Origin of the sequence: Bradyrhizobium acaciae (genome assembly GCF_020889785.1) — a bacterium.
In the GTDB taxonomy this organism is placed as follows: domain Bacteria; phylum Pseudomonadota; class Alphaproteobacteria; order Rhizobiales; family Xanthobacteraceae; genus Bradyrhizobium; species Bradyrhizobium acaciae.
Genome location: NZ_JACMYK010000040.1, coordinates 14,378 through 38,532 on the forward strand (window position 1 = coordinate 14,378; position 24,155 = coordinate 38,532).

General features: G+C 64.7%; 20 protein-coding genes. 8 read left to right on the forward strand and 12 right to left on the reverse strand.

The features are described from left to right. Positions 1–88: 88 nt before the first annotated feature. Both H8A92_RS17685 and H8A92_RS17690 read right to left on the reverse strand, forming a co-directional pair. Positions 89–3,556 (reverse strand): acyl-[ACP]--phospholipid O-acyltransferase, encoded by a 3,468-nt coding sequence (locus tag H8A92_RS17685; RefSeq protein ID WP_229196962.1) that lies wholly within the window; start codon positions 3,554–3,556, stop codon positions 89–91. Between the two features lie 287 nt (positions 3,557–3,843). Continuing rightward, positions 3,844–4,101, reverse strand: a complete 258-nt coding sequence (locus tag H8A92_RS17690; RefSeq protein WP_229196963.1) for a hypothetical protein — start codon at positions 4,099–4,101, stop codon at positions 3,844–3,846. 52 nt (positions 4,102–4,153) lie between these two features. Between H8A92_RS17690 and H8A92_RS17695 the strand changes: the two genes are divergently transcribed. Continuing rightward, positions 4,154–4,780 carry a TetR/AcrR family transcriptional regulator gene (locus tag H8A92_RS17695; RefSeq protein WP_229196964.1) on the forward strand — a complete coding sequence of 209 codons (627 nt, stop codon included), beginning with the start codon at positions 4,154–4,156 and terminating at the stop codon, positions 4,778–4,780. Here the strand turns inward: H8A92_RS17695 and H8A92_RS17700 are convergent. After that, complete coding sequence (locus H8A92_RS17700) at positions 4,771–5,766, reverse strand: winged helix-turn-helix domain-containing protein (protein WP_229196965.1); 996 nt, start codon at positions 5,764–5,766, stop codon at positions 4,771–4,773. The two genes, H8A92_RS17695 and H8A92_RS17700, sit on opposite strands and share 10 nt — an antisense overlap. A gap of 151 nt (positions 5,767–5,917) precedes the next feature. Here H8A92_RS17700 and H8A92_RS17705 point away from each other — a divergent pair, with 151 nt between their 5' ends. Next, positions 5,918–7,096, forward strand: coding sequence for an ABC transporter substrate-binding protein (locus H8A92_RS17705; protein WP_229196966.1), 1,179 nt, complete (start codon positions 5,918–5,920; stop codon positions 7,094–7,096). Positions 7,097–7,266: 170 nt separating this feature from the next. On the opposite strand, the gene H8A92_RS17710 is transcribed toward H8A92_RS17705, so the two are convergent. Next, positions 7,267–7,686 carry a hypothetical protein gene (locus H8A92_RS17710; protein WP_229187690.1) on the reverse strand — a complete coding sequence of 140 codons (420 nt, stop codon included), beginning with the start codon at positions 7,684–7,686 and terminating at the stop codon, positions 7,267–7,269. Between the two features lie 222 nt (positions 7,687–7,908). On the opposite strand from H8A92_RS17710, the gene H8A92_RS17715 reads away from it, so the two are divergent. Further along, positions 7,909–10,179 carry a DUF2235 domain-containing protein gene (locus H8A92_RS17715; RefSeq protein ID WP_229196967.1) on the forward strand — a complete coding sequence of 757 codons (2,271 nt, stop codon included), beginning with the start codon at positions 7,909–7,911 and terminating at the stop codon, positions 10,177–10,179. 230 nt (positions 10,180–10,409) lie between these two features. Next, positions 10,410–12,092, forward strand: coding sequence for a phospholipase D-like domain-containing protein (locus tag H8A92_RS17720; protein ID WP_229196968.1), 1,683 nt, complete (start codon positions 10,410–10,412; stop codon positions 12,090–12,092). 67 nt (positions 12,093–12,159) lie between these two features. Here the strand turns inward: H8A92_RS17720 and H8A92_RS17725 are convergent, their stop codons facing one another. The 6 genes from H8A92_RS17725 to cobS form a co-directional block, all read right to left on the reverse strand. Continuing rightward, positions 12,160–13,260 (reverse strand): LLM class flavin-dependent oxidoreductase, encoded by a 1,101-nt coding sequence (locus H8A92_RS17725; RefSeq protein ID WP_229196969.1) that lies wholly within the window; start codon positions 13,258–13,260, stop codon positions 12,160–12,162. A 109-nt stretch (positions 13,261–13,369) separates the two neighbouring features. Beyond that, positions 13,370–14,482 (reverse strand): NADH:flavin oxidoreductase/NADH oxidase, encoded by a 1,113-nt coding sequence (locus H8A92_RS17730; RefSeq protein ID WP_229196970.1) that lies wholly within the window; start codon positions 14,480–14,482, stop codon positions 13,370–13,372. Between the two features lie 133 nt (positions 14,483–14,615). Continuing rightward, a complete protein-coding gene (locus H8A92_RS17735; RefSeq protein WP_229196971.1) occupies positions 14,616–15,707 on the reverse strand; it encodes an esterase-like activity of phytase family protein in 1,092 nt (363 codons plus the stop codon). A 3-nt stretch (positions 15,708–15,710) separates the two neighbouring features. Beyond that, positions 15,711–17,609, reverse strand: a complete 1,899-nt coding sequence (cobT, locus tag H8A92_RS17740) for a cobaltochelatase subunit CobT (protein WP_229196972.1) — start codon at positions 17,607–17,609, stop codon at positions 15,711–15,713. Beyond that, positions 17,606–18,016: a GNAT family N-acetyltransferase gene (locus H8A92_RS17745; protein ID WP_095731654.1), complete on the reverse strand. Its 411-nt coding sequence runs from the start codon at positions 18,014–18,016 to the stop codon at positions 17,606–17,608. The genes cobT and H8A92_RS17745 overlap by 4 nt, the downstream gene beginning before the upstream one ends. Before the next feature lie 3 nt (positions 18,017–18,019). Beyond that, positions 18,020–19,018, reverse strand: coding sequence for a cobaltochelatase subunit CobS (gene cobS, locus H8A92_RS17750; RefSeq protein WP_163155663.1), 999 nt, complete (start codon positions 19,016–19,018; stop codon positions 18,020–18,022). Between the two features lie 293 nt (positions 19,019–19,311). On the opposite strand from cobS, the gene H8A92_RS17755 reads away from it, so the two are divergent. Beyond that, complete coding sequence (locus H8A92_RS17755) at positions 19,312–19,974, forward strand: DedA family protein (RefSeq protein ID WP_229196973.1); 663 nt, start codon at positions 19,312–19,314, stop codon at positions 19,972–19,974. Positions 19,975–19,987: 13 nt separating this feature from the next. Here the strand turns inward: H8A92_RS17755 and H8A92_RS17760 are convergent, their stop codons facing one another. Continuing rightward, positions 19,988–21,211 carry a citrate/2-methylcitrate synthase gene (locus tag H8A92_RS17760; protein WP_229196974.1) on the reverse strand — a complete coding sequence of 408 codons (1,224 nt, stop codon included), beginning with the start codon at positions 21,209–21,211 and terminating at the stop codon, positions 19,988–19,990. A gap of 76 nt (positions 21,212–21,287) precedes the next feature. Between H8A92_RS17760 and H8A92_RS17765 the strand changes: the two genes are divergently transcribed. Further along, entirely contained in the window at positions 21,288–22,382 is a 1,095-nt protein-coding gene (locus H8A92_RS17765) for a citrate synthase/methylcitrate synthase (protein ID WP_229196975.1), read from the forward strand. 178 nt (positions 22,383–22,560) lie between these two features. Here H8A92_RS17765 and H8A92_RS17770 read toward each other — a convergent pair whose 3' ends face one another. Further along, positions 22,561–23,196 (reverse strand): J domain-containing protein, encoded by a 636-nt coding sequence (locus H8A92_RS17770; RefSeq protein ID WP_163155671.1) that lies wholly within the window; start codon positions 23,194–23,196, stop codon positions 22,561–22,563. Between the two features lie 109 nt (positions 23,197–23,305). Between H8A92_RS17770 and H8A92_RS17775 the strand changes: the two genes are divergently transcribed. Then, positions 23,306–23,581, forward strand: coding sequence for a BolA family protein (locus H8A92_RS17775; protein ID WP_028338206.1), 276 nt, complete (start codon positions 23,306–23,308; stop codon positions 23,579–23,581). 76 nt (positions 23,582–23,657) lie between these two features. Next, entirely contained in the window at positions 23,658–24,107 is a 450-nt protein-coding gene (locus tag H8A92_RS17780; RefSeq protein WP_229196976.1) for a hypothetical protein, read from the forward strand. Positions 24,108–24,155 lie beyond the last annotated feature (48 nt).

The window sequence follows — 24,155 nt, forward strand, 5'->3', positions numbered from 1 at the left end:
GACAACATGCTCCCGAAAAGCACAACCATCATGCCAAGACTCATGCCAGGACTCATGCCAAGACTCATGCCGAGGCTCATGCCACGGCTCATGCGACGTGTTGCTGGCGCGCCTCCGGCTCGGCCTCGGCCGCATCGGTATTCTCATCCGTCTGCGGCGCGGGGGTCGGCGCAGCAGCGGCGAGTTCCTTGGCCAAGGCAGTAGCGCCGACATAGTCGGTCTTGCCGGTGCCGAGCAGCGGCACCTTGTCGACGACGCGGATGTCGGCGGGCACTGCAAGTTCGGAGGCGCCGGCGCTCTTGGCCTGGCGCTGCATCGCTGATCGGTCGGCGTCCTTCTGCGTGGTGAGCAGCACGATGCGTTCACCCTTGCGCTGATCGGGCAGCGTGACCGCAACCGACATCGCCTGTGGCCACAGCGCGGTCGCCATCGTCTCGACCGCAGACAGCGAGACCATTTCGCCGGCGATCTTGGCGAAGCGCTTGGCGCGGCCCTTGATCGCGATGAAGCCCTGCGCATCGACCGTGACGATGTCGCCGGTGTCGTGCCAGCCCTCGGGCAGTGGCTCCAGCACGCCGGGGTTTTCGGCGCGGAGATAGCCGAGCATCACGTTCGGTCCCTTTACCGACAGGCGGCCGCCCTCCTCGATACCGGGGACCGGATCGAGGCGGTACTGCATCAGCGGCGAGATGCGGCCGACGGTGCCCTGGCGGTTGGCCATCGGCGTGTTCATCGCCAGCACCGGCGCGGTCTCGGTGACGCCGTAGCCTTCGAGAATGCGGATGCCGTAGCGCTCCATGTAGATCTGCCGCGTGCGGTCCTTCACCGCTTCCGCACCGGCGATGACGAGCCGCAGCGTGCGGAAATCGTAGGCATGCGCCGAGCGGGCGTAGCCGGTGAGGAAGGTGTCGGTGCCGAACAGGATGGTGGCGCCGGTCTGGTAGATCAGCTCGGGCACGATCCGGTAATGCAGCGGCGACGGATACATGAAGATCGGGATGCCGCCGAGCAGCGGCATCATCATGCCGCCGGTGAGACCAAACGAGTGGAACACCGGCAGGACGTTCAACACCTTGTCGTTGGCATTGGCATCGACCCGCGCCAGCGCCTGCGCCGCGTTGGCGAGGATGTTGCGGTGGGACAGCACGACGCCCTTCGGCGTGCCCTCCGAGCCCGAAGTGAACAGGATGACCGCGGGATCGTTGGCGTTGCGAGCGACGCGCGGCGCGATGCCGGCGCGGAAACCTGCGATCTTGTCGGTGAGGCTGATGCCGCCGCGCACGTCTTCGAGATAGACGACACGCGCCTGGCCCGCCATCGCCGCGATCAGCTTGTCGAGCTTGCCTTTCTCGATGAAGGCCTGCGAGGTCAGCACGGTCGTCACCTGCGCCGCCTTCATCGCGGCCAGCACGTTGACCGGACCGGCCGAGAAATTGAGCATCGCCGGCACCCGGCCGATGGTCTGCAGCGCCATGAACACGACGGCGACGCCGGCCGAGTTCGGCAACAGCACGCCGACATTCTCGCCCACCGAAGTCCCCTGCTCGAGCTTGCGGCTCAACACCTGCGCGCCGAGGATCAGCTTGCGATAGGTCAGCTTGGTGCCGAGCGCGTCCTCTATGATCGGCTTGCCGGTGTCGCGATCGCGGCAGGCATGGCCGAGGCCCTCGAACAGCGTCTGGTCGAGCATCGCGTTCTGGACCATGGCGTCGATCATGACGTCCTGCAGCGCGGCGCCGGCGGCATTGCGGCGCGCCTTGCCCTTCAGCGACTGGTCGATCGGCAGCTTCACCGGCGGCAGGATCGAGATCGTCACCTTGGGGAACCAGGAGCGCTTGATTTCGCCGTTCTTGAGATAGCTAAGATGCGAACGCTGCGCGCCCTCGATGCGGATCGGAACGACGACCGCATCGGCCTTGTCGGCGATCATCGCGGTGCCGTCGTACACTTTCATCAGCGAGCCCGAGACCGTGATGCGGCCTTCGGGAAAGATCACGACCGGCTCGCCTGCCGCGACCAGCTTGATCAGGTCACGCGCGGCCAACGGCTTCGACGGGTCCATCGTGTAGTGCTTGATCATCTTCAGGAACGGCTTGGCCCACCACGCCTTGGCGATGCCGGTGTCGACCGCGAAGCTCGCATCGATCGGCAGCATCGCGTGCAGCAGCGGACCGTCGACCAGGCTGACATGGTTGGGCGCGATCAGCATGCGGGTGCCTGATGGAGGCAGGTTTTCCATGCCGCGCACCTCGAGCCGGAACAGCGCGCGGAACAACAGCGCGCCGAAATCGCGGACACCTTCCTTGCCCCACTTGTTCAGCACGAACCAGACGCTGCCGAAGCTCGCGATGGCGAGGCCGAAGAAGATCCAGGCGATCGGCAGGCCGATCGATTGCAGGGCACCGACGAACACCGCGCCGACGACCATGAAGCCGGCCTGCAGGATGTTGCCGGCGGCGATGATGCGGGCGCGCTCGGACGGCGCGGTCCAGGCCTGCACGGCGGCAAACGCGGGCACCACGAACAGGCCGCCGCCGAAGGCGAACAGGAAGAAGTCGGCCAGCATGCGGAAGCCACTGAGCGAGCTCGCGAACGCAGCCGCGGTGACGTCCTTGCCGAGCGAGGTGGTGGCGATCGCGAGTGCGAGGTCGAGGCCGATCACGCCCATCACGATGGCGCCGATCGGCACCAGCGCGATATTCGGGCGAACATGGCTCAGCTGCGCTGCGAACAGCGAGCCGGCGGCGATGCCGATCGCGAACACGGCAAGGCACAGCGTGACCACGCCCTCGGTGCCGCCGACACCTTCCTTGATCAGCGCGGGCAGCAGCGACAGCACGATCGCGCCGACCATCCAGAACCAGGACACGATCACCATGCCGTCCCACAGCCGCTGCTCTGCATAGAGCGACTTCAACAGGCGCACGGTCGAGGTCCAGGGATTCCTGGTGATCGGCAGGTCGGGCGCCGAGGGCTGGGTCAGCGGGATGCGCGAGGCAAATCCCCAGGACAGCACCGACAGACCGACCACGGCGGCGCAGATCCAGCCCATGTGGCTGGCGCCGGCGACGAACAGTCCGCCCGCGATGGTGCCGATCAGGATCGCCATGAAGGTCGCGCCCTCGACCAGCGCGTTACCGGTCGCAAGCTCGGAGACCGACAGCTGGTCGGGCAGCACGGCATATTTCACCGGACCGAACAGCGCGGCGACAACGCCGAACAGCGCCAGCGCGATGAACAGCAGCGGGATCGAATGGGTGAAGAAGCCGGCTGCAGCAAAGGCCGCGGCGAAGATCTCGAAGAACTTCAGCCGGCGCGCGACGATGGATTTGACGTAGCGGTCGGCAAGCTCGCCGCCGAGCGCCGACAGCACGAAGAACGGGAAGATGAACACCGCGCCCGCGAGCTGGACCAGCGCCGGCCCCTGCTCGTTGGCGACGCCATATAGCAGCATGATGACCAGCGCATTCTTCAGCACGTTGTCGTTCAATGCCGAGCAGAACTGCGACCAGAACAGCGGCGCGAAGCGGCGGGACGTCATCAATTCCTTGATCATGACCGGTTCCTTGGGTTAGCGCGCTCAGCGCTGGCAGGTCTGCGAGTTTGCGTGGCAGAGAATCATGAGCGTGATGAGATGAGATGAGATCCCGCAGCCTTTAGTCTTTTCCGCAACGTATCGGTTCGAACCGGCGCTTACCGAGAACGCCGGGCGGCCGGGACATTGCCCGCCAGAGATGTACGAGACCTTATCCAGACCTTGGGTTGATTGATCTCGAGACGGGCTCGCGCGGGACATGGTGAGCGGTTTGTTGAGGTTTCGGCGACAATTGCCGGCTGGCCGCTTCAGGTCAGTTCACTCAACCCGCGGAACGGCGACCAGCGGCAGTTGCGTGACTTGCAACGGCCGCCGCTTGCGGCCGCCGGGCGCGGCACGCGCGGATCCGCGCGCCGCTGCTCCAGGACGCCTGCGACGTCGCAGGCACGGGCGATCCGCTCGATCGGCGCCGTCGCCAGTGAGAGGATGGCGCGGCCAAGGCCCTGCACGAGCGCGATCGCGTCATCGACAAGGGTGGTGGTCAATTGAAGTGCTAGGGTCTGCATCTGAGTGGCCTCCTATGCCAACTTGAGCAACGCTCAAATTAGTATCTTAAAAATGAACATTGTTCAAGAAGAATCGCGACGGGACCGGAAGAAACTTCAGCGGCGCACTTTGCTGGTCGAGATCGCGCGCCGGTTTATCGCCACTAAGGGCTTGAGATCATTGAAGGTTAGAGACGTCGCCGACGCCGCCAAATGCTCCATCGGCAGCGTCTATAACGAGTTCGGCGACTTCGACGGCCTGATCCTGACCGTGAACCGGGAGACCGTTGAGGCCCTGACCACACGGCTCAAGGCAGTCCCGGCCGACGATCCGCTGCGCCAGCTGCACGGGCTCGCGGACGCCTATCTCGGCTTCGCCAGCGAGCACGCCAACCTGCTGCGCTCGCTGTTCGAGCACCGGATGGAGGACGACCGGCCGTTTCCGGAAGACATCCTCGCAATGGTGATGGATGCGTTCGCGCTGATGCACGCGCCGCTGGTGCGGCTGTTGCCCGATCGCGATCCCGACGACGTCGCGCTGCTGTCGCGGATGATGTTCTCCGCGGTCCACGGCATCATCTCGCTGGGGCTCGAGGAGCGCATGGTCGCGGTGCCGCCCGAGATGCTGCGCGAGCGACTCGCGCAGTTCGTCGACACGCATCTTGCGGGGCTCGGCGTATCGCGTGGCGATCAGGTTTGATTGCGCGCGACGCGGCCGGGATGGGCGAGCGTCCAGAGCGGTTCAAGGAACACCACCCCGGTGCCGCCATCGCGGAAGATCAGCCTGAACTCGATCCGTCCGTCCGCGGTGATGCAGGCGGAATGCACTCCCGCATTGCCATCATATCGCAAGATGCCGTTTGAGACTTGCCCGGTAAAACCGCCGGAGAAGCCCGGTCCTGGCGTGCGACTGTGCGGCATCGCCGGTCCGTTCACGAGATAGCCGGTCGCGACGCCGTCCCGGTCGACGCTGGTGACAATCATCATGAATTGGCGGTGCGAGTTGATCCATCCCTCGTCGCTCGCCCACACGCCGAGAAAGCGGCGGACATCGTCCGGCACGTCGCTTGCCGGCGCACGAATGCGAAAGGCAGGAAGCGGCATCTGCTTCTCCGCGGCCAGCGCGATGATCCGTTCGACATCCCGATCCGGCACGATGCCGCGATCCTGCGGCGCAAACCAGTTCACCAACTCCGCTAGGGGATTCCGCATCCCATCGGCAATCGGTGACGCGACGAGAGCCGCCAAGGCGATCACCGACAGGCTCGAAACAAGCAACCATCGGGGAAGCGCGGCCAGACGTCCCGCCACGCCGCGGGACGTTGACGTCGTGCGCGGGATGTTGCTCGATTCATGATGGTGCGACGGCAGAACAGGCTCTGCATCGAGCCGGTATCCCCGGCGCGACACCGTCTTGATGATGCGGTGGTCGTCATCCCGCAATTTCAGGCGCAGCTCGCGGACACATTGGACCAGCGAGTCGTCTGAAACGGCGACGTTGCCCCAGACTGCCGCGTGCAGATCCTGCTTGGAGATCAACCGCCCGGCATTGCTGGCAAGATGCCGGAGCACCGCGAATGACTTCGGCCTGAGATCAAGGTCCACGCCATCCACGCGCACAACGCCGCGGGCAAGGTCCAATACAAATGAATCAAATACCAAAACGGAATCAGTCGCCGGGTCCATAGAGGTCACTCCATGCCCACAGACGGTACCAATCCGGGAAATTTAGCAGGAAATTCGTGGTTCTGTCACTTCTCGATCAGGACTCCCCTGCGGCGAAGCCGATAGTCGAGAGCCGGCCCGGCGTCATTTCCGGGCACGCGGGAGGTTGGCCATGTCGAGGACGCGGTTTGCCGTGTTGACCGGGGTTGTTCTGACGCTCGCGGCGGTGCAATCGGGACATGTCTGGGCGCAGGACACCGTGAAGGTCGGGCTGGTGATGCCATTGACCGGCGTTCTGGGGCCGGTCGGCAAGCAGGCGGTCGCCGGAGCGCGGCTCTACATGGCGCAGCACGGCGACATGGTCGCCGGCCGGAAGGTCGAGCTGATCGTCCGGGACGACGCCAGCGTACCCGACAATGCCAAGCGCCTTGCGCAGGAGCTGATCATTAACGACAAGGCCGCGATCCTCGGCGGCGGACTGACGCCGAGCGTGCTGGCCCTCGCGCCACTGGTCACTGAGAGCAAGACGGCAACCGTCGTCATGGTATCGGGCACGTCGATCGTGACCGAGCGGTCGCCTTACTTCGTGCGCACCAGTTGGACCCACGCGCAGCAGGCCAGCGTGCTGGCGGATTGGGCGGCAAAAAACGGATCGAAGCGGGCCACCATCATCGCGTCCGACTGGGCCCCCGGGCATGAAGCGGCCGGGGTCTTTTCGGCGAGCTTCACCGCGGCCGGCGGATCAATCGTCGAAGCGATGAAGGTGCCGCTGGCCAATCCCGACTTCGCGCCGTTCCTGCAACGTGCGCGGGACGGCAATCCGGATACGCTTTTTATTTTCGTCCCGGCAAGCCAGGCCGCCATCCTGGCCAAGCAGTTTGTCGAGCGCGGGCTGGACAAGAGCGGGATCAAGCTGATCGGCCCCGGCGACATCGCCGATGACCAGGACCTGCCGGGCATGAGCGATGCCATGATCGGCATGATCACCGCGGGATTCTACTCCGCCGCCCATCCATCCGATCTGAACCACGCCTATGTCGCAGCGTTCCGCAAGGCCAATGCGAATACGCGTCCGAATTTCATCAGCGTCAGCGCCTATGACGGCATGCATCTGATCTACGAGGCGCTAAAGGCGACCGGCGGCAAGACCAATGGCGACGCACTGATCGATGCCATGAAGGGCATGGCCTGGGAAAGCCCGCGCGGCCCGATGTCGATCGATCCAAAGACGCGCGATGTCATCCACGACATCTACATTCGCAAGGTCGAGAAGGTCGGCGGCGAGCTCTACAGCGTCGAGCACGAGACCTTCAAGGCGATCAAGGACCCCACCAAGATCGCGAACAAATGAGCAAAACGGGGTAGCTGTTTATTCGGCCCGGCTCCGGGTTTGTGCTGTCCCGGGCGCTGCGGCCGGCCGCGGGTGCAGGACTTGCGTGCAGGACTTGCGTTCGGGCAGCCCGCCAACGCGATCAATCTCGATCGCCGAAGCGAGCCTAGCCTGGCGTCCGTCCAACGTCCTCAGGCGCGCGCCCGGGCGATCGTGCCGGCGACGATTTGCATCGCGACGCCGAGCACCCAGCCCGCCATGATGGCCGCGGTCCAGCCGATATCCGGCTCGCTCCGCAGCACGACGACACCCACCGAGAAGAACGCGACCATCGTCGCGAGGAAGGTGCCGACCGCGCTGAGCAGCTCCGCCGCGTCGATCTTGCGCAGCGAGGCGGCGTCCTTCGGATGGAAGAGCTTCGGCGGCGTGTCGATGCCGAGGTAGAAGCCGATCGCGCCGCCCAGCATCATGATGAGCAGGAACGCCTGCGAGGTCAGCGCCGACACGCTCGAGCCGACATGGATGGCGACGAACAGACCGCTTGCAGCCCCCGCCAGGGCAAGGCCGAAGCGCTCCAGCACATGGGCAAATTTTCTGACGCGGCTGCGCATTGCCATGCCTCATCAATGAATTGCACCGGCAATCAAGCTAGGCCTTTTCGCAGCATCGCGAAAGCTGCCATCTCTCACATGGCCGCGACCACGTGACGCTTTTGTGCGCCAGTTCACACCTATCGCGGCATGGAATGATTAAAGATCGATCCAAGGTAGCATTCGATCTGACCCCTGTTAGGCTACGCAATCCGCTTCATTCATTTCAGCGAGCGTCTTTCAATGCCGAGCCCCAAGATCATCATTCTGTCCGACGGGACCGGCAACGCAGCTTCGAGCGTCTGGCGCACCAATGTCTGGCGGATATTCCAGTCGCTGGATTTGCAGGGCAACATCCAGGCCGCCAAATATGATGACGGTGTCGGTACCTCGTCTTTCGTCCCGCTTGCGCTGCTCGGCGGCGCGTTCGGTTACGGCCTCAAGCGCAACATCCTCGACACCTACAAGTTCATCTGCCGAAACTACGACCACGAGAACGAATCGAAGATCTACCTGTTCGGATTCAGCCGCGGCGCATTCACGGTGCGCACGCTCGCTGCACTCATCGTCGATCAGGGCCTCATCGTCGCGGACACCGAAGCCGAACTGCACGACGGCGCCGTGAAGGCCTATCGCGCTTACCGGGCTGCGGGCTACCACTCGATCTGGCGCATCGAGGTGATCTTCCGCGCGCTGCGCGACTTCATTCTCGTGCCGGTGCTGGACCGCCTGAAAGGCAACAAGCCCTATGCCGAGATTGCCCGGAAGCAGGTGCCATCGATCGAATTCATCGGCATCTGGGACACCGTCGCGGCCTATGGCCTGCCGATCGACGAGATGACGCGCGGCATCTCCAACTGGGTGTGGCCGCTCGAACTGCCGAACCGGATTCTCAGTCCGAAGGTCAAGTGCGCACGGCACGCGCTGGCGCTCGACGACGAGCGCACGACCTTCCATCCGGTGCTTTGGACCGAGCAGGAGCCGGGACAGCCCGCACCGGCGGTGCCGACCACAATCGACGGCGAGCGCCTCGTCCAGGTGTGGTTCGTCGGCATGCATGCCAATGTCGGGGGCGGCTATCCGGACGATGCCGTCGCGTTCGTGCCGCTGGCCTGGCTGGTCGACGAAGCCGTCAAGCACGGCCTCGTGTTCAAGAGCGCTCCGATTGCCGACCCCGATGCGATCAAGGCGATCAGATCGTCGGAAGACAAGGACGGCCGCCTCTATGATTCGCGGGCGGGCCTGGGCTCGTACTATCGATACGGTCCCCGCAAGGTCGCCGACCTCTGCAACGATCGCGATGCCGGCGTCAGCGTGCCGATGCCCAAGATCCACGAAAGCGTGTTCGAGCGGATCGACAGCGGCGCCAATGCCTACGCCCCGATCGGGCTGCCGCCGAACTATGTGGTCGTCTCCCGCAACGGCCAGATCACGCCGCTGGGCCCGAATACATTCGAGACGCCGGCCGGCGCACCGGCGCGTTATGCCGCGCAGGAGAAGCTGTGGAATTTCGTCTGGATGCGGCGGATCGCCTATTTCGCCACGCTGGCGGCGTCGCTGCATCTGGCGGCTTTCTGGCTGTTCCACAATCAGCACCAGGAGCATGAATTCAACTCTCGGTTCAGGATGATTTCGGAACTGGTGCGCTTCGTCGGATCGTTCCTGCCGGCTTCCTTTCACTGGTGGGCCGATTGGTATGCCGGCAATCCGGAATGGTTTGCCGGCGGCATCATCGCCGTTGCCGCGCTGATGGCCGTCGGCAGTTCGCTCAGCGCAATGATCAGCGACAGGATGCGGATCATCTGGCGTGACCGCGCCAAGCCTGCGCCGCTCTCCGGGATCGTGCACGATGCGATCTATCGATTCCGCACCAGCGCGATCTATCAATGGGTCCTCAATGTCGGGAAACGGCACGTCGTTCCATTCCTGCTGACTGCCGTGATGGTCTGGTACGGCGCGACGCTGCTCAGCCATTTCCTGTTCGATGCCGAGGATTCGATGGGCGCCTTCTGCACGGGGACAGCTGCCGACAAGCTCGTCGCCGTCGACAAGGGCATCCCGCAGGATGCGGCGGCCGATTTCGATACCAGCGCGATCTGCGCGCCTACCGGCCTCAAGGTCCGCACCGGATTCAAGTACGAGATTGCGATCACGATGTCGGAGCCCTGGGAGGACGCCGGGCGCGCCGTCACGCCGATCGGATACCGGACTTCGACCATCGAGGGTGACAAGCGCTGGCGCGGATACGCCACGATCTTCCTGCGACGGATCCTGTTCCGGCCGTGGTTCAGGCTGATCGCACGGGTCGGAGAGACCGGCGTCGACGAATATTTCCTTGACCCGCTGCCGGCGCCCAACACCGACCCGCAGGTCTACAAGGCGCGATTCACCGCCGATCGCAGCGGCGAGATATTCCTGTACGTCAACCAGGCAGTGATCGGCCTGCCCTGGGTCTACAAATCGTTCTACGGCGATCACAAGGGCAAGGCGAAGATCACAGTGCGGTTGATGTAGGCACCGCTCCGACGGCCTCCCAGGACCGCGGCCGCACCGAGCTGTGCTGCGACATCGATCTGTGATCCAGCCGATAGTCGAGGTTGTAGATTTTCTGACATACTTCCCTTGCTAGAATAGCGGCCGGCCGCCCGAGACGATCCGATGCGACGCGTCGGATCCCTGAGGGCGCTGACGCGCCAGGTTCATATCGACGGGATATTTCTCACCAGCGATTTGGAGGCATCACCGTGATTTCCAGGATTCAAGCGTTCCCAACCACCGACGGCATCTTCGTGGTCTGGGAAGTATCGGCAATGATCCCGAACTGTCTCGGCTTTGCGCTCTATCGTCAGCAGCAGGGCAAGAGCGCGACCGTGGTCGACACCTGGGTCGGGTTCGAGGATCAGGTGCAGGGCCACAAGGCGGGAGATCATCGGCCGAGCACCGAATGGCCGGTGCAGAAGACCAACTGGACCGACTTCCTGGCACCGGCCGATGCGCCGGTCCGCTATGGCGTGGTGCCCGTTCTGATGGACGGCGCCACCAAGGTGAAGCCCGTGGCGAATGCGCCATCGACATGGACCGACTACGTCTCCGCCACGCCCTCGGGTCCGCTGAAGCCATGGTTCAACCGCGGCACGATCTCGGCCCAATGGCTGTCGCGCGCGATCGGCACCACGCCAAAAGCGTCCCAGACGCTGGACAAGGCGATCTCGACCAAGGGCAACAAGATCCGCGACTTCCTCAAGGGAGAGCTTGGCGCCCGCCTGCTCGCCCTGATGGCCGATGCCAGGAAGAACAAGGTCGACGTCCATGTCGCGCTTTACGAGCTCAACGATCCTGAATTGATCGCGGCGCTGACCGCGATGAAGGGCAAGGCCCATGTCGTGCTCGGCAACAGCACCGGCAAGTCCGACGCCACGGCAAAGGATACCGAGAAGAACGCGGGCGTGCTGAAGAAGGCCGGCGTCGACATCGTCCGCCGCAAGATCGCGCCGAGCCGTTACGCCCACAACAAGTTCGCGGTGTTCTGCGACGGCGCCGGGAGGCCGAAGGTGGTCTGGACCGGCAGCACCAACTGGACCCGCACCGGGCTGTGCACCCAGAACAACAACGGTCTCGAGATCACCGACGACAAGGTCGCGGCGGCCTATCACGATCATTGGAAGACGATCTATGCCGACGGCAGCAAGTCGCCGAAAGCGCTGGCCGTGGCCGGCGATCACGAATGGCCGTTCACGATCGGCAAGTCGAACGCCAGCGTCTGGTTCACGCCGACCACCAAGAGCGGCGACCTCAAGGAAGCCACCAAGATGATCGAGGACGCCGAGCACGGCGCGGTGTGCCTGATGCTCAATCCCGGCAACAAGGGCCTGCTCGGCCCGATCCTGGACAAGGCGCAGGACAAGAATCTCTATGTGCGCGGGGTGCTCAACAATTTCCCGGCGCAGGGCAAGGACAGTCCAAAGGATCAGCTGCAGCTGCTCGCCGGCAACGGCCAGCAGCAGGTGTTCAAGGGCAAGCAGATTGCCGACGTGATCCGCCCCGCCGGCATCGACAAGACCACCGACTGGTGGCAGCGCGAGATCAAGAACACCGGCAAGTTCATGATCGCCGTGCACAGCAAGGTGATCGTGCTCGATCCCGCCGGCAAGAATCCGGTGGTCATGACCGGCTCGCACAATTTCTCCGACCGTGCCAGCACCAAGAACGACGATAACCTCGTCATCATCAGGGGCGATTCGCAGCTGGCGCTGACCTACGCCGCGCGCATCGTCAGCATCTACGGCCAGTATCGCTGGCAGGCCTGGCGCAACACGCCGGAAGGCCAGCAGGACAAGGGCCTGAAGCGCAGCGACACCTGGCTGAGCAGCCGCATCGGCAAGGGCTGGGCGCAGATCGAAACCCGGTTCTGGCTAGGTGCGACCTGACGCCTGCTATCCGTCATGACAAACGGGGCAGCGTTGTCGCCGCCCCGTACGAACTTCGCGCTCCAGCCTATGCCGCGCGCCCAACCGAAGCGTCGAGATGCTTCAGCCGTGGCAACACCTCCTGCTTCAGCAGCCGCAGCGAATTGTGCCAGGCTTCGGGCTTGTGCTTGTAGTCGAAACCGAACACCAGCAGCACACCGAAGCCGCCGACCTCCTGGTAGATATTCTCGATCTTCTCCGTGACGGTCGCCGGCGAGCCGACGATCCAGTTGTTGCGGGCGCAATATTCCACGGTGACGTCGCTGTCCGGCACGTCGGGTGACGCTTTCAGATAATCCTTGAAACCAAAGTGGCCGAGCAGCGGCAGGAAATACTCGCCCATCATCCGGCCCATCATGTCGCCGGTCGAGAGCTTCCACGCCTCCTCATCGGTGTCGGCCACGAACACCTCGCGCACCATCCGCCAGTCCTTGCGGCTCGGCTTGCGGCCGGTCTTGGCAGCACCGGCTTCGACCGAGTCCCAATGGCTGCCGACATAGGCGGGATTGAGGTTCAGGCTCATCGGGATGAAGCCGCGCTCGCCGGCGAGCTTGAGCGTGTCCGAGTTCTTCGACAACCCCGCGACGCCGATCGGCGGATGCGGCCCTTGCAGCGGCTTGATGTGGGGTTTGAGGAAATCGAACATCGTGTCCGGCTTGGTCACCGTCCAGAACTTGCCTTTATGAGTCCACGGGCCCGGCTCGGTCCACATCTTCAGGATGATCTCGAGCGCCTCGCGGGTCATGTCGCGGTTCTGGCCGGACATGCCGTCGACATTGAACATCGCCCAGTCGCTCGGCAGGCCTGAGGCCGCGACGCCGAAGTTGAGCCGCCCGCTCGAGAGATGATCGAGCATCGCAACGCGGTTCGCGAGCTCCGCCGGATGATGATACGGCAGCAGGAAGCCGCCGGGCCCGATACGGATGTTCGTGGTCTGCAGCAGCGCCTGCGCCACCAACAGATCTGGCGACGGATGCGGCTCCCACGGTGCGGTGTGATGCTCTCCGATCCAGGCTTCCTGATAGCCGAGCTCGTCGAGCCAGCGCAGCACCTGCAGGTCCCAATCGTGGCCCTCCTTCAATCCGCACTCCGGCGGATGCGACGGCATCGCGAAGTATCCGAGTTCCATGGGTTTCCTCTCTTTGTTCGTTGCGTGTCTTCCGCACGCGCGCAGAGAGTAGCTGCCCCGGCTGCGGCAGAACAATGGCTTTTGTCGCAGTCGGATCGGCGCGCCGTCGCTACCGCGCTCCGAACGTGGTCTTACCGAACAGCTGCTTCTGCGTTGAGGGCTGCGAGCGCCAATATTGCGGCGGCGCACTCACCTCGCCGCCGAGTTCGGCGGCGGCGTGCCAGCCCCAGCGCGGGTCGTAGAGCATGCCGCGGGCGAGCGCGACCATGTCGGCCTTCCCTGATGCGACGATCTCTTCCGCCTGCTTCGCTTCGGTGATCAGGCCGACCGCCATGGTGGTGACGCCGGTCGCCTCCCGCACCGCCTGCGCCGCCGGCACCTGGTAGCCCGGCCCGAGCGGAATCTTCTGCAGCGCCGAGACGCCGCCGGACGAGATGTCCATCCAGTCGACGCCGCGCTTCTTCAACTCCTTCGTGAACTCGATGGTCTGCGCGACGTCCCAGGCGCCCTCGACCCAGTCGGTTGCGGACACCCGGACGCCGACCGGCTTGCGGTCCGGAAATGCCGCGCGCACGGCATCGAAAACTTCCAGCGGAAACCGCATCCGGTTCTCGAGCGAGCCGCCATAGCGGTCGGTGCGCTTGTTGGCGAGCGGCGACAGGAACTGGTGCAGGAGATAGCCGTGCGCGCTGTGCAGTTCGAGCGCGTCGATGCCGAGCCGGTCGGCGCGCTTGGCCGACGCGACAAAGGCCTCGCGAATGCGCTTCAGCCCGGCGTCGTCGAGCGCTGCCGGCGCCGCCTCGCCTTCCTTGTGCGGGACCGCAGATGGTCCAACCGTCTGCCAGCCACCGTCGGCAATCGGGATCAATTGCCCGCCCTCCCAGGGACGCTGGCTCGAAGCCTTGCGACCGGCATGGGCGAGCTGCATCGCGACCGCCGCCTTCGAATGCTTGCGCACCGAGGCCAGGATCGGCTTCAACGCCGCCTCGTTGGCATCGCTGTAGAGGCCGAGGCAGCCCGGCGTGATCCGCCCGATATCCTCCACATGCGTCGCCTCGATGCAGAACATCGCCGCGCCCGACAGCGCCAGCATGTTGATGTGGGTGAAGTGCCAATCATTGGCGGATCCGTCGATCGCGGAATATTGGCACATCGGCGCGACCATGATCCGGTTGGAGAGCTTGAGGCCGCGCAGTTCGATCGGAGAAAACAGGGTGCTCATGCGAGGGATGTCCGGGATCGGGGAAAGGGCCACCATAAGATAGAGGCCGCCCAGTCGATCACCAACCGCCCTGGATGCCCCGCAGGCCGGAACGCAGATCAGCAATGCTCCAACGGCGCCCCTCGGCGGCGGCTCACTCGACCAGGGTGAACTGCAGCAGCAGATTGCGCTGGATCAGCGAGAAATTGTCGTCGGAGATCATGGTCAGCACGGTCTCGCCCTGATCCGTGACATGGGCGTCGATGCCTTCCATGTTGTCGATTTCGTTGCCGAGGTCGGCGTTGAAGATCGCAGGGCCATCGACGACGGCACCGGGCGCGATGTCGGGCAGCGCAAGGCGGCGGATGCGGATCCCGACGCCGCCCAGCCAGGAGAATTTCCGCTCCAGGATCAACAGATCGCCCGACGGCAGCAGCACCGCGTCGCTGATGTCGAAACTGTCGGTACGACGGACGCTGAACTGGCCCGGCGTCTTGCCGCCGACCAGAAAGGCGATCAGATTGCCGCTCGCATCGAGCCCGCGTTCCGAGAACGCGATCAGCGTACCGGCGAGCGCCTGTCCCTTGGCCATGGCCTTGGGCACGAAGACCAGCGCCTCCAGCCCCTTGTTGAGAGGAAGCTTGCGCGCCGCCGGCGGCAGCGGCACCAGCTCGCCGCGCGAGCGGGTGAAGCCTTTGGCGAAATCGTAGCGCAGCACCTGATTGACCCGTTCGAGCCCGACGTAAGCGAACGAGCCGTCGAGCGCGAGCGATTCCGAATCGTACCAGCCGCGGGTCGCGGTGATCGGCTTGCCGTCGGCGCCAAGCAGCGGCGCCGCCTCGACTTCGTCGAGCCCGGCCATCTCGCGGCCGCGATAGACGATACGGCCGGTGAACCAGCTGCCCTGGTCGCTGACCGCGATGAAGCGTTCGCCCTTGGCATCGAGCCGCAGCGCGGAGAGACCACCGAAGCCGGAGAAGGACGAGGTCAGGATCAGGCCACTGCGATACTCCAGCGCGCCGAACCGCACGCGTGCGCGATCCCGGATATCGAACGACGGCAGCGGCCGGGCCTTGACCTCGATCGAGACGGGTTCATTGACCCGATAAGGATTCGGCTTGGCGGCCGGGCGCGGCACCGCCGGCTGCGCGGCGTTATGCGCTTGCGCGAGACGCGACAAGGCGGCGACCGACAGCCCCGCCGCCACATCCCTCAGGACATGGCGGCGGCTAACGGGTGAGCGCATGTCTCACGAGTGGAGGCGGCGCCGGGTGCCGGGTGCGGGCGCCGAGCCGTGGGTCTCGCTGAAGAGTTCGGCGAGCTTTTCGGTGATTGCGCCGCCGAGCTCTTCGGCATCCACGATGGTGACGGCGCGGCGATAGTAGCGCGTGACGTCATGACCGATGCCGATCGCGATCAGCTCGACCGGCGAGCGGGTCTCGATCTCTTCGATGATGTGGCGCAGATGCCGCTCGAGATAGTTGCCGGGATTGACCGACAGCGTGGAATCGTCGACCGGCGCGCCGTCGGAGATCATCATCAGGATGCGGCGCTGCTCGGGACGCCCGAGCAAACGCTTGTGCGCCCAGTCGAGCGCCTCGCCGTCGATGTTTTCCTTGAGCAGGCCCTCGCGCATCATCAGGCCGAGATTTTTCCGCGCGCGCCGCCAGGGTGCGTCGGCCGACTTGTAGATGATGTGCCTGAGATCGTTGAGACGGCCCGGATTGGCCGGCTTGCCGGCGGCAAGCCAGGCCTCGCGCGACTGCCCGCCCTTCCAGGCGCGGGTGGTGAAGCCCAGGATCTCGACCTTGACGCCGCAACGCTCCAGCGTGCGCGCCAGAATGTCAGCGCAGGTGGCGGCGACCGTGATCGGACGGCCGCGCATCGAGCCGGAATTATCCAGCAGCAGCGTCACCACGGTGTCGCGGAAGGTCGCCTCCTTCTCATGCATGAAGGACAGCGGGTGATAGGGATCGGTGACGACACGCGACAGCCGCGCCGGATCGAGAATGCCCTCCTCGAGATCGAAATCCCAGGCGCGGTTCTGCTGCGCCATCAGGCGGCGCTGCAGACGGTTGGCGAGCCGCGCCACGATGCCCTGCAGATGCGCGAGCTGCTTGTCGAGATAGGAACGCAGCCGCTCGAGCTCGTCGTGATCGCAGAGATCCTCGGCTGCGACCACCTCATCGAACTTCGGCGCGAAGGCGTGATATTCCGGACCGCGCGGCTCGTTCTGGCCGCGTGAATTCGGCCGGGTCGCCTCGCCCGGCGTCTCGTCGTCACCGAGCTCGCCGTCGTCGAACGTGTCCGACGTGGAGGCCTGTGCGCTCTCCATCGCGCTTTCGCTCATTTCGTCCGCGGTGGTCTGGGCCTGGTCGGCGCTCATCTCCTGCGCGGCGTCGGAATCCGGCGAACCTTCGGCGCCGGACTGATCGCTCTCGCCGTCCTGGTTCTCGTCCTGGTCCTCGTCGTCGTCGGAATCCATGTTGCGGTCGTCGCCGAGATCGAGCGCCGACAGTAGATCGTGGACGAGGTCGCCGAACCTGGCCTGGTCCTCGGCAAAACGGCCGAGCTGGTCGAGCCGCGAGCCGATCTTGTCCTCCAGCGTCGGACGCCAGAGATCGACCATCTTCTTTGCGGCCGCGGGCGGAGCCATGCCGGTGAGACGTTCGCGCACCAGCATCGCCAGCGCATCGGACAGCGGCGCGTCGGCGCGGTCGGTGATCTCGTCGTACTTGCCGCGATGGAAATGATCGTCGAGCATCGCGGTGAGGTTCTTCGCGACACCCGCCATCCGCCGCGAGCCGAGCGCCTCGACGCGCGCCTGCTCGACCGCCTCGAACACGCCGCGCGCCTGCGGATTACCCGGCATCAGCTTGCGATGCACCTTGGGATCGTGACAGGCGATCTTGAGCGCGATCGAATCGGCGTGGCCGCGCACGATCGCCGCGTCGCGCTTGGTCATCTTGCGAGCCGGCTCCGGCAGCCGCGCCTTGCCGGGCGCGAGCCCGGGGCGCTCCGCCGCGAAGCTGACTTCGAGCTCCGGCTTCTTGGCGATCGCCTTCAGGCACGCCGACACCGAGCGCTTGAACGGCTCGGTCGGCGCTTCCTTCGATCCGGGACGGAATTTGATGTTGGAGGCTGTCATAGCGATTTCGTAAACCAATGGCGCGTTACGCCACCGGGATACCCCTCAATCGAACCGAACTCTTTATATCCGTTGGCGCGGTAGAAGCCCGGCGCCTGGAAGCTCATCGTATCCAGATAGGATTGCGTGGCCCCGAAGCGCCGCGCCTCGTCTTCGATCGCCTTGATCAGCTTCGCGCCAAAGCCCTTGTTGCGAAACTTCTGCTCCATCCAGAACAGCTGGATGAACAACACCGCGGTCCAGACCTCGCCGACGATGCCGCCGACGATCTCGTCGCCTTGCCGCAGCGAGATGGCGAAGCGCTTGTACTTCTGCTTCCCCATCTTCTCGTTGTTGTAGCGGAGCAATCCGCCGAGCACCGCCTTCTTCGTCTGTGTGACTGTGCGCTCGACGGAGATTTTCGGCATGGACTAGCTGAGCGCCACGTTGACCGAGGATTCCGGCAGCTCGACGTTGAAGCAGCGCTGGTAGAACTCGGCGACCAGCGGCCGCTCCAGCTCGTCACACTTGTTGAGGAAGGTGACGCGGAACGCGAAGCCGATGTCGCTGAAGATATCGGCGTTCTCGGCCCAAGTGATCACCGTGCGCGGGCTCATCACCGTCGACAGGTCGCCATTGGCGAACGCGTTACGGGTGAGATCGGCAAGCCGCACCATCTTGTTGACGATGTCGCGGCCTTCCTGCGTGCGGTAGTGGCGCGCCTTCGCCAGCACGATCTCCACTTCCTCGTCATGGGCGAGGTAGTTCAGCGTGGTCACGATCGACCAGCGGTCCATCTGCCCCTGATTGATCTGCTGGGTGCCGTGATAGAGGCCCGACGTATCACCGAGGCCGACCGTGTTGGCGGTCGAGAACAGGCGGAACGCCGGATGCGGCTTGATCACCTTGTTCTGGTCGAGCAGCGTCAGGCGGCCGGAGACTTCCAGCACGCGCTGGATCACGAACATCACGTCCGGGCGGCCGGCGTCGTATTCGTCGAACACCAGCGCGATGTTGTGCTGCAGCGCCCAAGGCAGGATGCCGTCGCGGAATTCGGTGACCTGCTTGCCTTCCTTGACCACGATCGCATCCTTGCCGACCAGATCGATACGGCTGATGTGGCTGTCGAGGTTGACGCGCACGCAGGGCCAGTTGAGGCGGGCCGCAACCTGCTCGATGTGGGTCGATTTGCCGGTGCCGTGATAGCCGGTGACCATCACGCGGCGGTTCTTGGCGAAGCCGGCGAGGATCGCGAGCGTGGTGGCGCGGTCGAAGCGGTAGTCGCTGTCGACTTCCGGCACGTGCGGATCGACTTCGGAATAGGCGGGAACTTCCAGGTCGCTATCGATCCCGAAGACCTGCCGGACCGACACCTTCATGTCGGGCAAGCCGACGGGTTCCTGAGCTTTGGTCTGGACGGCGGTCGTCATTCATCCTCCGAGGTCCCGGGCGTTCCCGAAACCAGATTAATCGTTTGGCTGCGGATGGGGTGCTTCGCACAAGCCTAGCAGAGAGCAACGGCTGGCAGAAGCCCGCGGGCAAATCAAAGTTCCGTTGTTCTATCATAAAGATAAGAGCGAAACTCGGTTTTTGGAAGGCTGCTCTGCAAATCCCGCCGTACTTTTGCCGCAGCGCCACGACGGCCTGCCCGTCCGGGGCACTTTTCAGCGCGGCGGGGAGTTGTTAGCTCTCGGACCTGTTTCACTATCGCCCAAGGGATTCTGTGACTTCATTCCTTGACCCATTGATTGCGTTCGTTTCGGCCCATGCCTGGCTCGCCTATCTGACGCTGTTTCTGGCCGCCCTGCTGGAAGCCGTGCCCGTGGTCGGCTCGCTGGTGCCGGGCTCGACCATCATCCTGGCGCTGAGTGCGCTGGTGCCGGGCGGCGAATTGAAGCTCGTGCCGGTGCTGGCCGCCGCGGCCGCCGGCGCGATGCTCGGCGACGGCACCGCCTACATGATCGGCCACCGCAGCCAGCGCGAGATCCTGTCGGCCTGGCCGCTCTCCAACTACCCGCGCGTGGTCGCGCAGAGCGAGGCCTTCTTCAACCGCTGGGGCGTGCTTGCGGTGTTCTTCGCCCGTTTCGTGCCGCCGATCCGCGCCTTCGTGCCGATCACGGCCGGCGCGCTCGACATGCCGCCGGCGCGGTTCTACGCGGTCAACATCCCTGCGATCCTGCTCTGGGCGCCGGCGCATGTGCTGCCCGGTGTGCTCGCGGTCACGGCGCTGCACGACTATGCGGGCCTGCCGCATCATCAGCATGTCGGCAAGCATCTCTGGATGTTTGCGGTGGCAGGCGGCGCCGTCATCCTCGCGCTGGCGGTCTGGACCATCAGGCGCCGGCATGGCGGCGGCCTGATCGAACCGTCCAAGCCGGCAGAATAAAAGCTAAATACTGCTAAATACTGTTGGTCGAACCGGCCCGCCCGGGTGCCGGGCCGACATAGCGTGCGCGAGGCCGGATCAATTTGCCGAGCTGAAGCTGCTCGCTGGCATGCGCGATCCAGCCGACGCTGCGGGCCATCGCAAACAGCGCCAGCTCGCTCCCCGCCGGCATCCGCAGCGCATGTACCAGCACCGCCAGCGCGTAATCGATATTGACGAACTCGCCGGTCGCCTCCGCGATTCTATCAGGCACCTCCCTGGTGAATTTGCGCGGCGCACCCGCGCGCGTCAGGGCCTCGAGCAGCGAGATCGCGCGCGGATCGCCTTTCTTGTAGACGCCGTGCCCGAAGCCGGCGAAGCGCTCGCCCAGCGCAACCCGCTCGCGGACGACAGGCGCGACGTCGTTATCGATCATGGTCCTGACCAGGCGCGAGGCGAGCACGCCGGCGCCGCCATGCATCGGCCCCTTCAACGCGACGAGACCCGCGATCACCGCGTCGTACAGATTGAGGCCGGTCGATGCCGCGCAGCGCGCGGTGAAGGTGGAGGCGTTCAATTCATGATCGGCGAGCAGCACCAGCGCGCGGCGAATAAGATCGGGCGCGTGCTTGTTGTCAGGCGTCCAGACCCGCGCCACCTGCTCATGTAGCGGCTCGGCCGATGGCACAGCATTCAACATGGTCGCGACCAGCAGCCGCAGGATGCGGCCGCCGACCATCGCGCGGCCGTCGGGCGCGCGGGTGAAGGCGCCGGGATCCGCGCTTGCGGCCAGCGCGAACACCGCGACCGTTCGGTCGATCGGCTGGGCGCGGCGCGCGGCTTCCGCGATCGCACGCATCTCATCCGAGACATGCGGGCAATTGTCCGGCGCGAACGGATCGACGCCGGTGACATCCCACAGCAGTGTCGCGGTGTGCTCCAGCGTATCGCGCTGGGCGAGATCGACGCAGTTCACGCCGCGATAGATCGGGCCCTGCTCGGTGATGGTTGCGATCGCCGAATCCATCACCGGCAAGTCCGCATCGAAGTTTCGGAGCCCACGCGGCTCCGGCGACGGTACGCGGCGCTCCTTCAAACCCCTGATGTCCTCGGCACGGTAGCGATGGCTGCGCGAGTCCGGCGACGGCTCCGAGCGGATGAGGCCGCGGCTGACATAGGCGTAGAGGGTCGCCGGCGAGATCGCGAGCTCGGCGGCGGCCTCGCGAGCGGAGAGGTAAAGCTCGGCGGATTTTTTCATATTGATTTATATAATCAAGATTGATCAACTCGTCGAGAGGCCCGACCTTGAAGGGGTGAAGCAAGGAGATCGGGCCATGAACATGATTCTCACCAAGAGCCAGATCGGTCTGGACGGCGTACCCGCCGCCGAGACCGTGTTGAGCCATGTCGACGGCGAGCGCGGCGAGTTGATCATCGCCGGCGAGCACGTCGCCAACCTCGCGGACAAGTCGAGCTTCGAGGCCGTCACGGCGCGGCTGTGGAACGGCGCCACCGGCAAGTCACTGAGTGAAGCCAATGTCCGCGCCAGCCTCGGCGCTGCCCGCGAGCGCGCCTTTGCGCGGCTGCCGGACCTGCTGCCGGCGACGCACGGCATGTCCATCGTCGACGGCTTCCGGGCCGCGATCGCAGGCCTGCGCGCCGAGAGCGGGCTGGAGCACGAGGCGACCATTGTCGGCGCCTTCCCGGTGATCGCGGGCGCCCTGGTGCAGAACGCCAAGGGACGTGCCCCGATCGCGCCGGACCCGAATGCCAGCCACGCCGCCGACACGCTGCGGATGCTGCGGGGCCGCAAGGCCGAGCCGCGCGAGGTCGCGGCACTTGACGCCTATTTCGTCACCGTCTGCGATCACGGCATGAACGCGTCGACCTTCACCACGCGGGTGATCGCCTCGACCCACGCCGATCTGTTCGCGGCAATCACCGGCGGCTACTGCGCACTGACCGGCCCGCTGCATGGTGGCGCGCCGGAGCCGGTGCTCGAGATGCTGGATGCGATCGGCACGCGCGAGCGCATCAAGCCCTGGGTTGACGGCGCACTCGCACATGGTGAACGGCTGATGGGGTTCGGCCATCGCGTCTATCGCGTGCGCGACCCGCGTGCTGACGTGCTCAAGGTTGCGATCGAGCGCCTGGAGGCCAGCGGTGCCGACCTGCCCTTTGCCGGCGAAGTCGAGGCCTATGTTCGCGCAGCGCTGCGCAAGAAGAATCCGGAGCGGCCGCTCGAGACCAATGTCGAGTTCTTCACCGCGATCCTGCTCGACGGACTGGAGATCCCGCGGCAGGCCTTCACGCCGATCTTCGCCGTGGCCCGCGCCGCCGGCTGGACCGCACACGCCCTCGAGCAGCGCCGCACCGGCCGGCTGATCCGGCCGAGCTCGTCGTATGTCGGGGCGGTGCCGAAGGACTGAGAAATCGAGATCGCAGCTGTTCGACGGCGGAGCCAACCACTCCGCTGTCGTCCCTGCGAAAGCAGGGACCCATACGCCGCGGCCCATCAATGGGGCAGCGGGGGCAGACATCTCGTTTGAACAATGACCGCTGGTGGTTATGGGCCCCTGCTTTCGCAGGGGCGACGACGGTGATGGCTTACGCCTCGCGCACCACGGTCTTCAGATAATTATACGCCTTGATGATCTCGATCAGGCGATCCTCGGTGGAACGGTCGCCGCCGTTGGCGTCAGGATGGTGCTGCTTGACCAGCGCCTTGTACTTGGCCTTGACGTCTTCCAGCGTCGCGCCGGCGCCGAGTCCCATCACCAGCAGCGCCTTGCGCTCGGCGTTCATGACCTTGCGCGTCTCGGGCTTGGGCTCCGCGCCGCCGGGTCCCGGGCGCCAACGGCCGCGGCCGTTGAGTTCGGAGAACACGTGGAACGGATCGGAGGCGGCATCGAGACCGCTCTCCTTCTTGCCGTTGTTGGCACCCATCTTCCAGGTCGGACGGTGACCGGTCAGCGCATCCTTCTGGTAGCGCGCGACGTCGTCAGGATTCATGCCCTGGAAGAAATTGTAAGACTGGTTGTACTCGCGGACGTGATCGAGGCAGAAGTGCCAATATTCGCGCGAATTCTCGCGGCCCTTCGGAGCGCGATGCGCGCCCTTGTTCTGGCACCCCGCCCACTCGCAGGCAACCGCCTGCTCGCCGGCCTGCGCCTGGCGCTTCGCACTCACCTTGGTCGGCTTGATGCGAATGGAGTCGAAGAATTTAGATGAATCGATGGCCATGTTCTCTTTGACTACGCAATGCACAATTCTTCAAGTCTTGACATTGCGCAGACCTCGTTTCCCGCTTGCACCATTGACGAAAAGCTGTCGCGGACCTAACTCCGCCGCCATGAGCACCAAAGACGCTATCATAAACAAGTTGCGTGAAGCTTTCTTGCCCGAAAGCCTCGACGTCGTCGACGAGTCACATCTGCATGAGGGCCACGCCGGCCACAGGCCCGGCGGCGAGACACATTTCAGGGTGTATATTGTGTCTCCGGCCTTCGAAGGGAAGAGCCGGATCGAACGCCATCGCATGATAAATGCGACGCTGGCGCAGGAACTCGCCGGCTCGGTGCATGCGCTGGCGATCCATGCCCACGGCCCCGGGGAAAAGCCGCGCTAGTCCGCGCTTGCCTCAAGACGAAGCAGCGGTTTTCCGTTATGAGAATAGCACCTCCGCGCTTTAGATGGGGCCATTGATGATCCCTTGCTGGCCACGTTTCCGGTCGATTGTCACCGCCGCCGGCCTGCTCCTGATCTGCGCGATGCGCCCGGCCGCGGCGCTGGATATGCCGAGCCCGTTCGTCCAGGAGGTGCTGATCAAGAGCATCCTGGTCTCGCTCAACGACGCGGTGGCCGCGAACAATTTCACCGTGTTCCACGCCAAGATCTCAAAGCCGTTCCGCGACCAGTTTCCACCCGACAAGCTGCGGACCATCTTCAAGGATCTGGTCGACAAGCACGCCGTGTTCGACGCGGTCGTCGCCAAGCCGATCGTGCTCGATGAGGACGCCAAGATCGACGACAAGGGCGTGCTGCGGCTGAAGGGCCATTTCGACACGACGCCCAAGCAGGTGAAGTATCAGCTCGGCTTCATCCCCTCCGACGGCGCGTGGAAGCTGTCGGGGATCTCGATCGATATCGAGTAGCTTCCGGCAGACGACCAGCCCCGTCATCCTGTGGCAGACTACTAGTCC

Bases quoted from the DNA above. Each gene is read 5' to 3' on its own strand.
- H8A92_RS17735 (WP_229196971.1), bottom strand. From the start codon at position 15,707: ATGCGCTCACCCGTTAGCCGCCGCCATGTCCTGAGGGATGTGGCGGCG.
- H8A92_RS17705 (WP_229196966.1), top strand. From the start codon at position 5,918: ATGTCGAGGACGCGGTTTGCCGTGTTGACCGGGGTTGTTCTGACGCTC.
- H8A92_RS17725 (WP_229196969.1), bottom strand. From the start codon at position 13,260: ATGGAACTCGGATACTTCGCGATGCCGTCGCATCCGCCGGAGTGCGGA.
- H8A92_RS17770 (WP_163155671.1), bottom strand. From the start codon at position 23,196: ATGGCCATCGATTCATCTAAATTCTTCGACTCCATTCGCATCAAGCCG.
- H8A92_RS17765 (WP_229196975.1), top strand. From the start codon at position 21,288: ATGAACATGATTCTCACCAAGAGCCAGATCGGTCTGGACGGCGTACCC.
- H8A92_RS17775 (WP_028338206.1), top strand. From the start codon at position 23,306: ATGAGCACCAAAGACGCTATCATAAACAAGTTGCGTGAAGCTTTCTTG.
- cobS (WP_163155663.1), bottom strand. From the start codon at position 19,018: ATGACGACCGCCGTCCAGACCAAAGCTCAGGAACCCGTCGGCTTGCCC.
- H8A92_RS17690 (WP_229196963.1), bottom strand. From the start codon at position 4,101: ATGCAGACCCTAGCACTTCAATTGACCACCACCCTTGTCGATGACGCG.
- H8A92_RS17730 (WP_229196970.1), bottom strand. From the start codon at position 14,482: ATGAGCACCCTGTTTTCTCCGATCGAACTGCGCGGCCTCAAGCTCTCC.
- H8A92_RS17715 (WP_229196967.1), top strand. From the start codon at position 7,909: ATGCCGAGCCCCAAGATCATCATTCTGTCCGACGGGACCGGCAACGCA.
- H8A92_RS17780 (WP_229196976.1), top strand. From the start codon at position 23,658: ATGATCCCTTGCTGGCCACGTTTCCGGTCGATTGTCACCGCCGCCGGC.
- cobT (WP_229196972.1), bottom strand. From the start codon at position 17,609: ATGACAGCCTCCAACATCAAATTCCGTCCCGGATCGAAGGAAGCGCCG.
- H8A92_RS17710 (WP_229187690.1), bottom strand. From the start codon at position 7,686: ATGCGCAGCCGCGTCAGAAAATTTGCCCATGTGCTGGAGCGCTTCGGC.
- H8A92_RS17760 (WP_229196974.1), bottom strand. From the start codon at position 21,211: ATGAAAAAATCCGCCGAGCTTTACCTCTCCGCTCGCGAGGCCGCCGCC.
- H8A92_RS17700 (WP_229196965.1), bottom strand. From the start codon at position 5,766: ATGGACCCGGCGACTGATTCCGTTTTGGTATTTGATTCATTTGTATTG.
- H8A92_RS17745 (WP_095731654.1), bottom strand. From the start codon at position 18,016: ATGCCGAAAATCTCCGTCGAGCGCACAGTCACACAGACGAAGAAGGCG.
- H8A92_RS17685 (WP_229196962.1), bottom strand. From the start codon at position 3,556: ATGATCAAGGAATTGATGACGTCCCGCCGCTTCGCGCCGCTGTTCTGG.
- H8A92_RS17695 (WP_229196964.1), top strand. From the start codon at position 4,154: ATGAACATTGTTCAAGAAGAATCGCGACGGGACCGGAAGAAACTTCAG.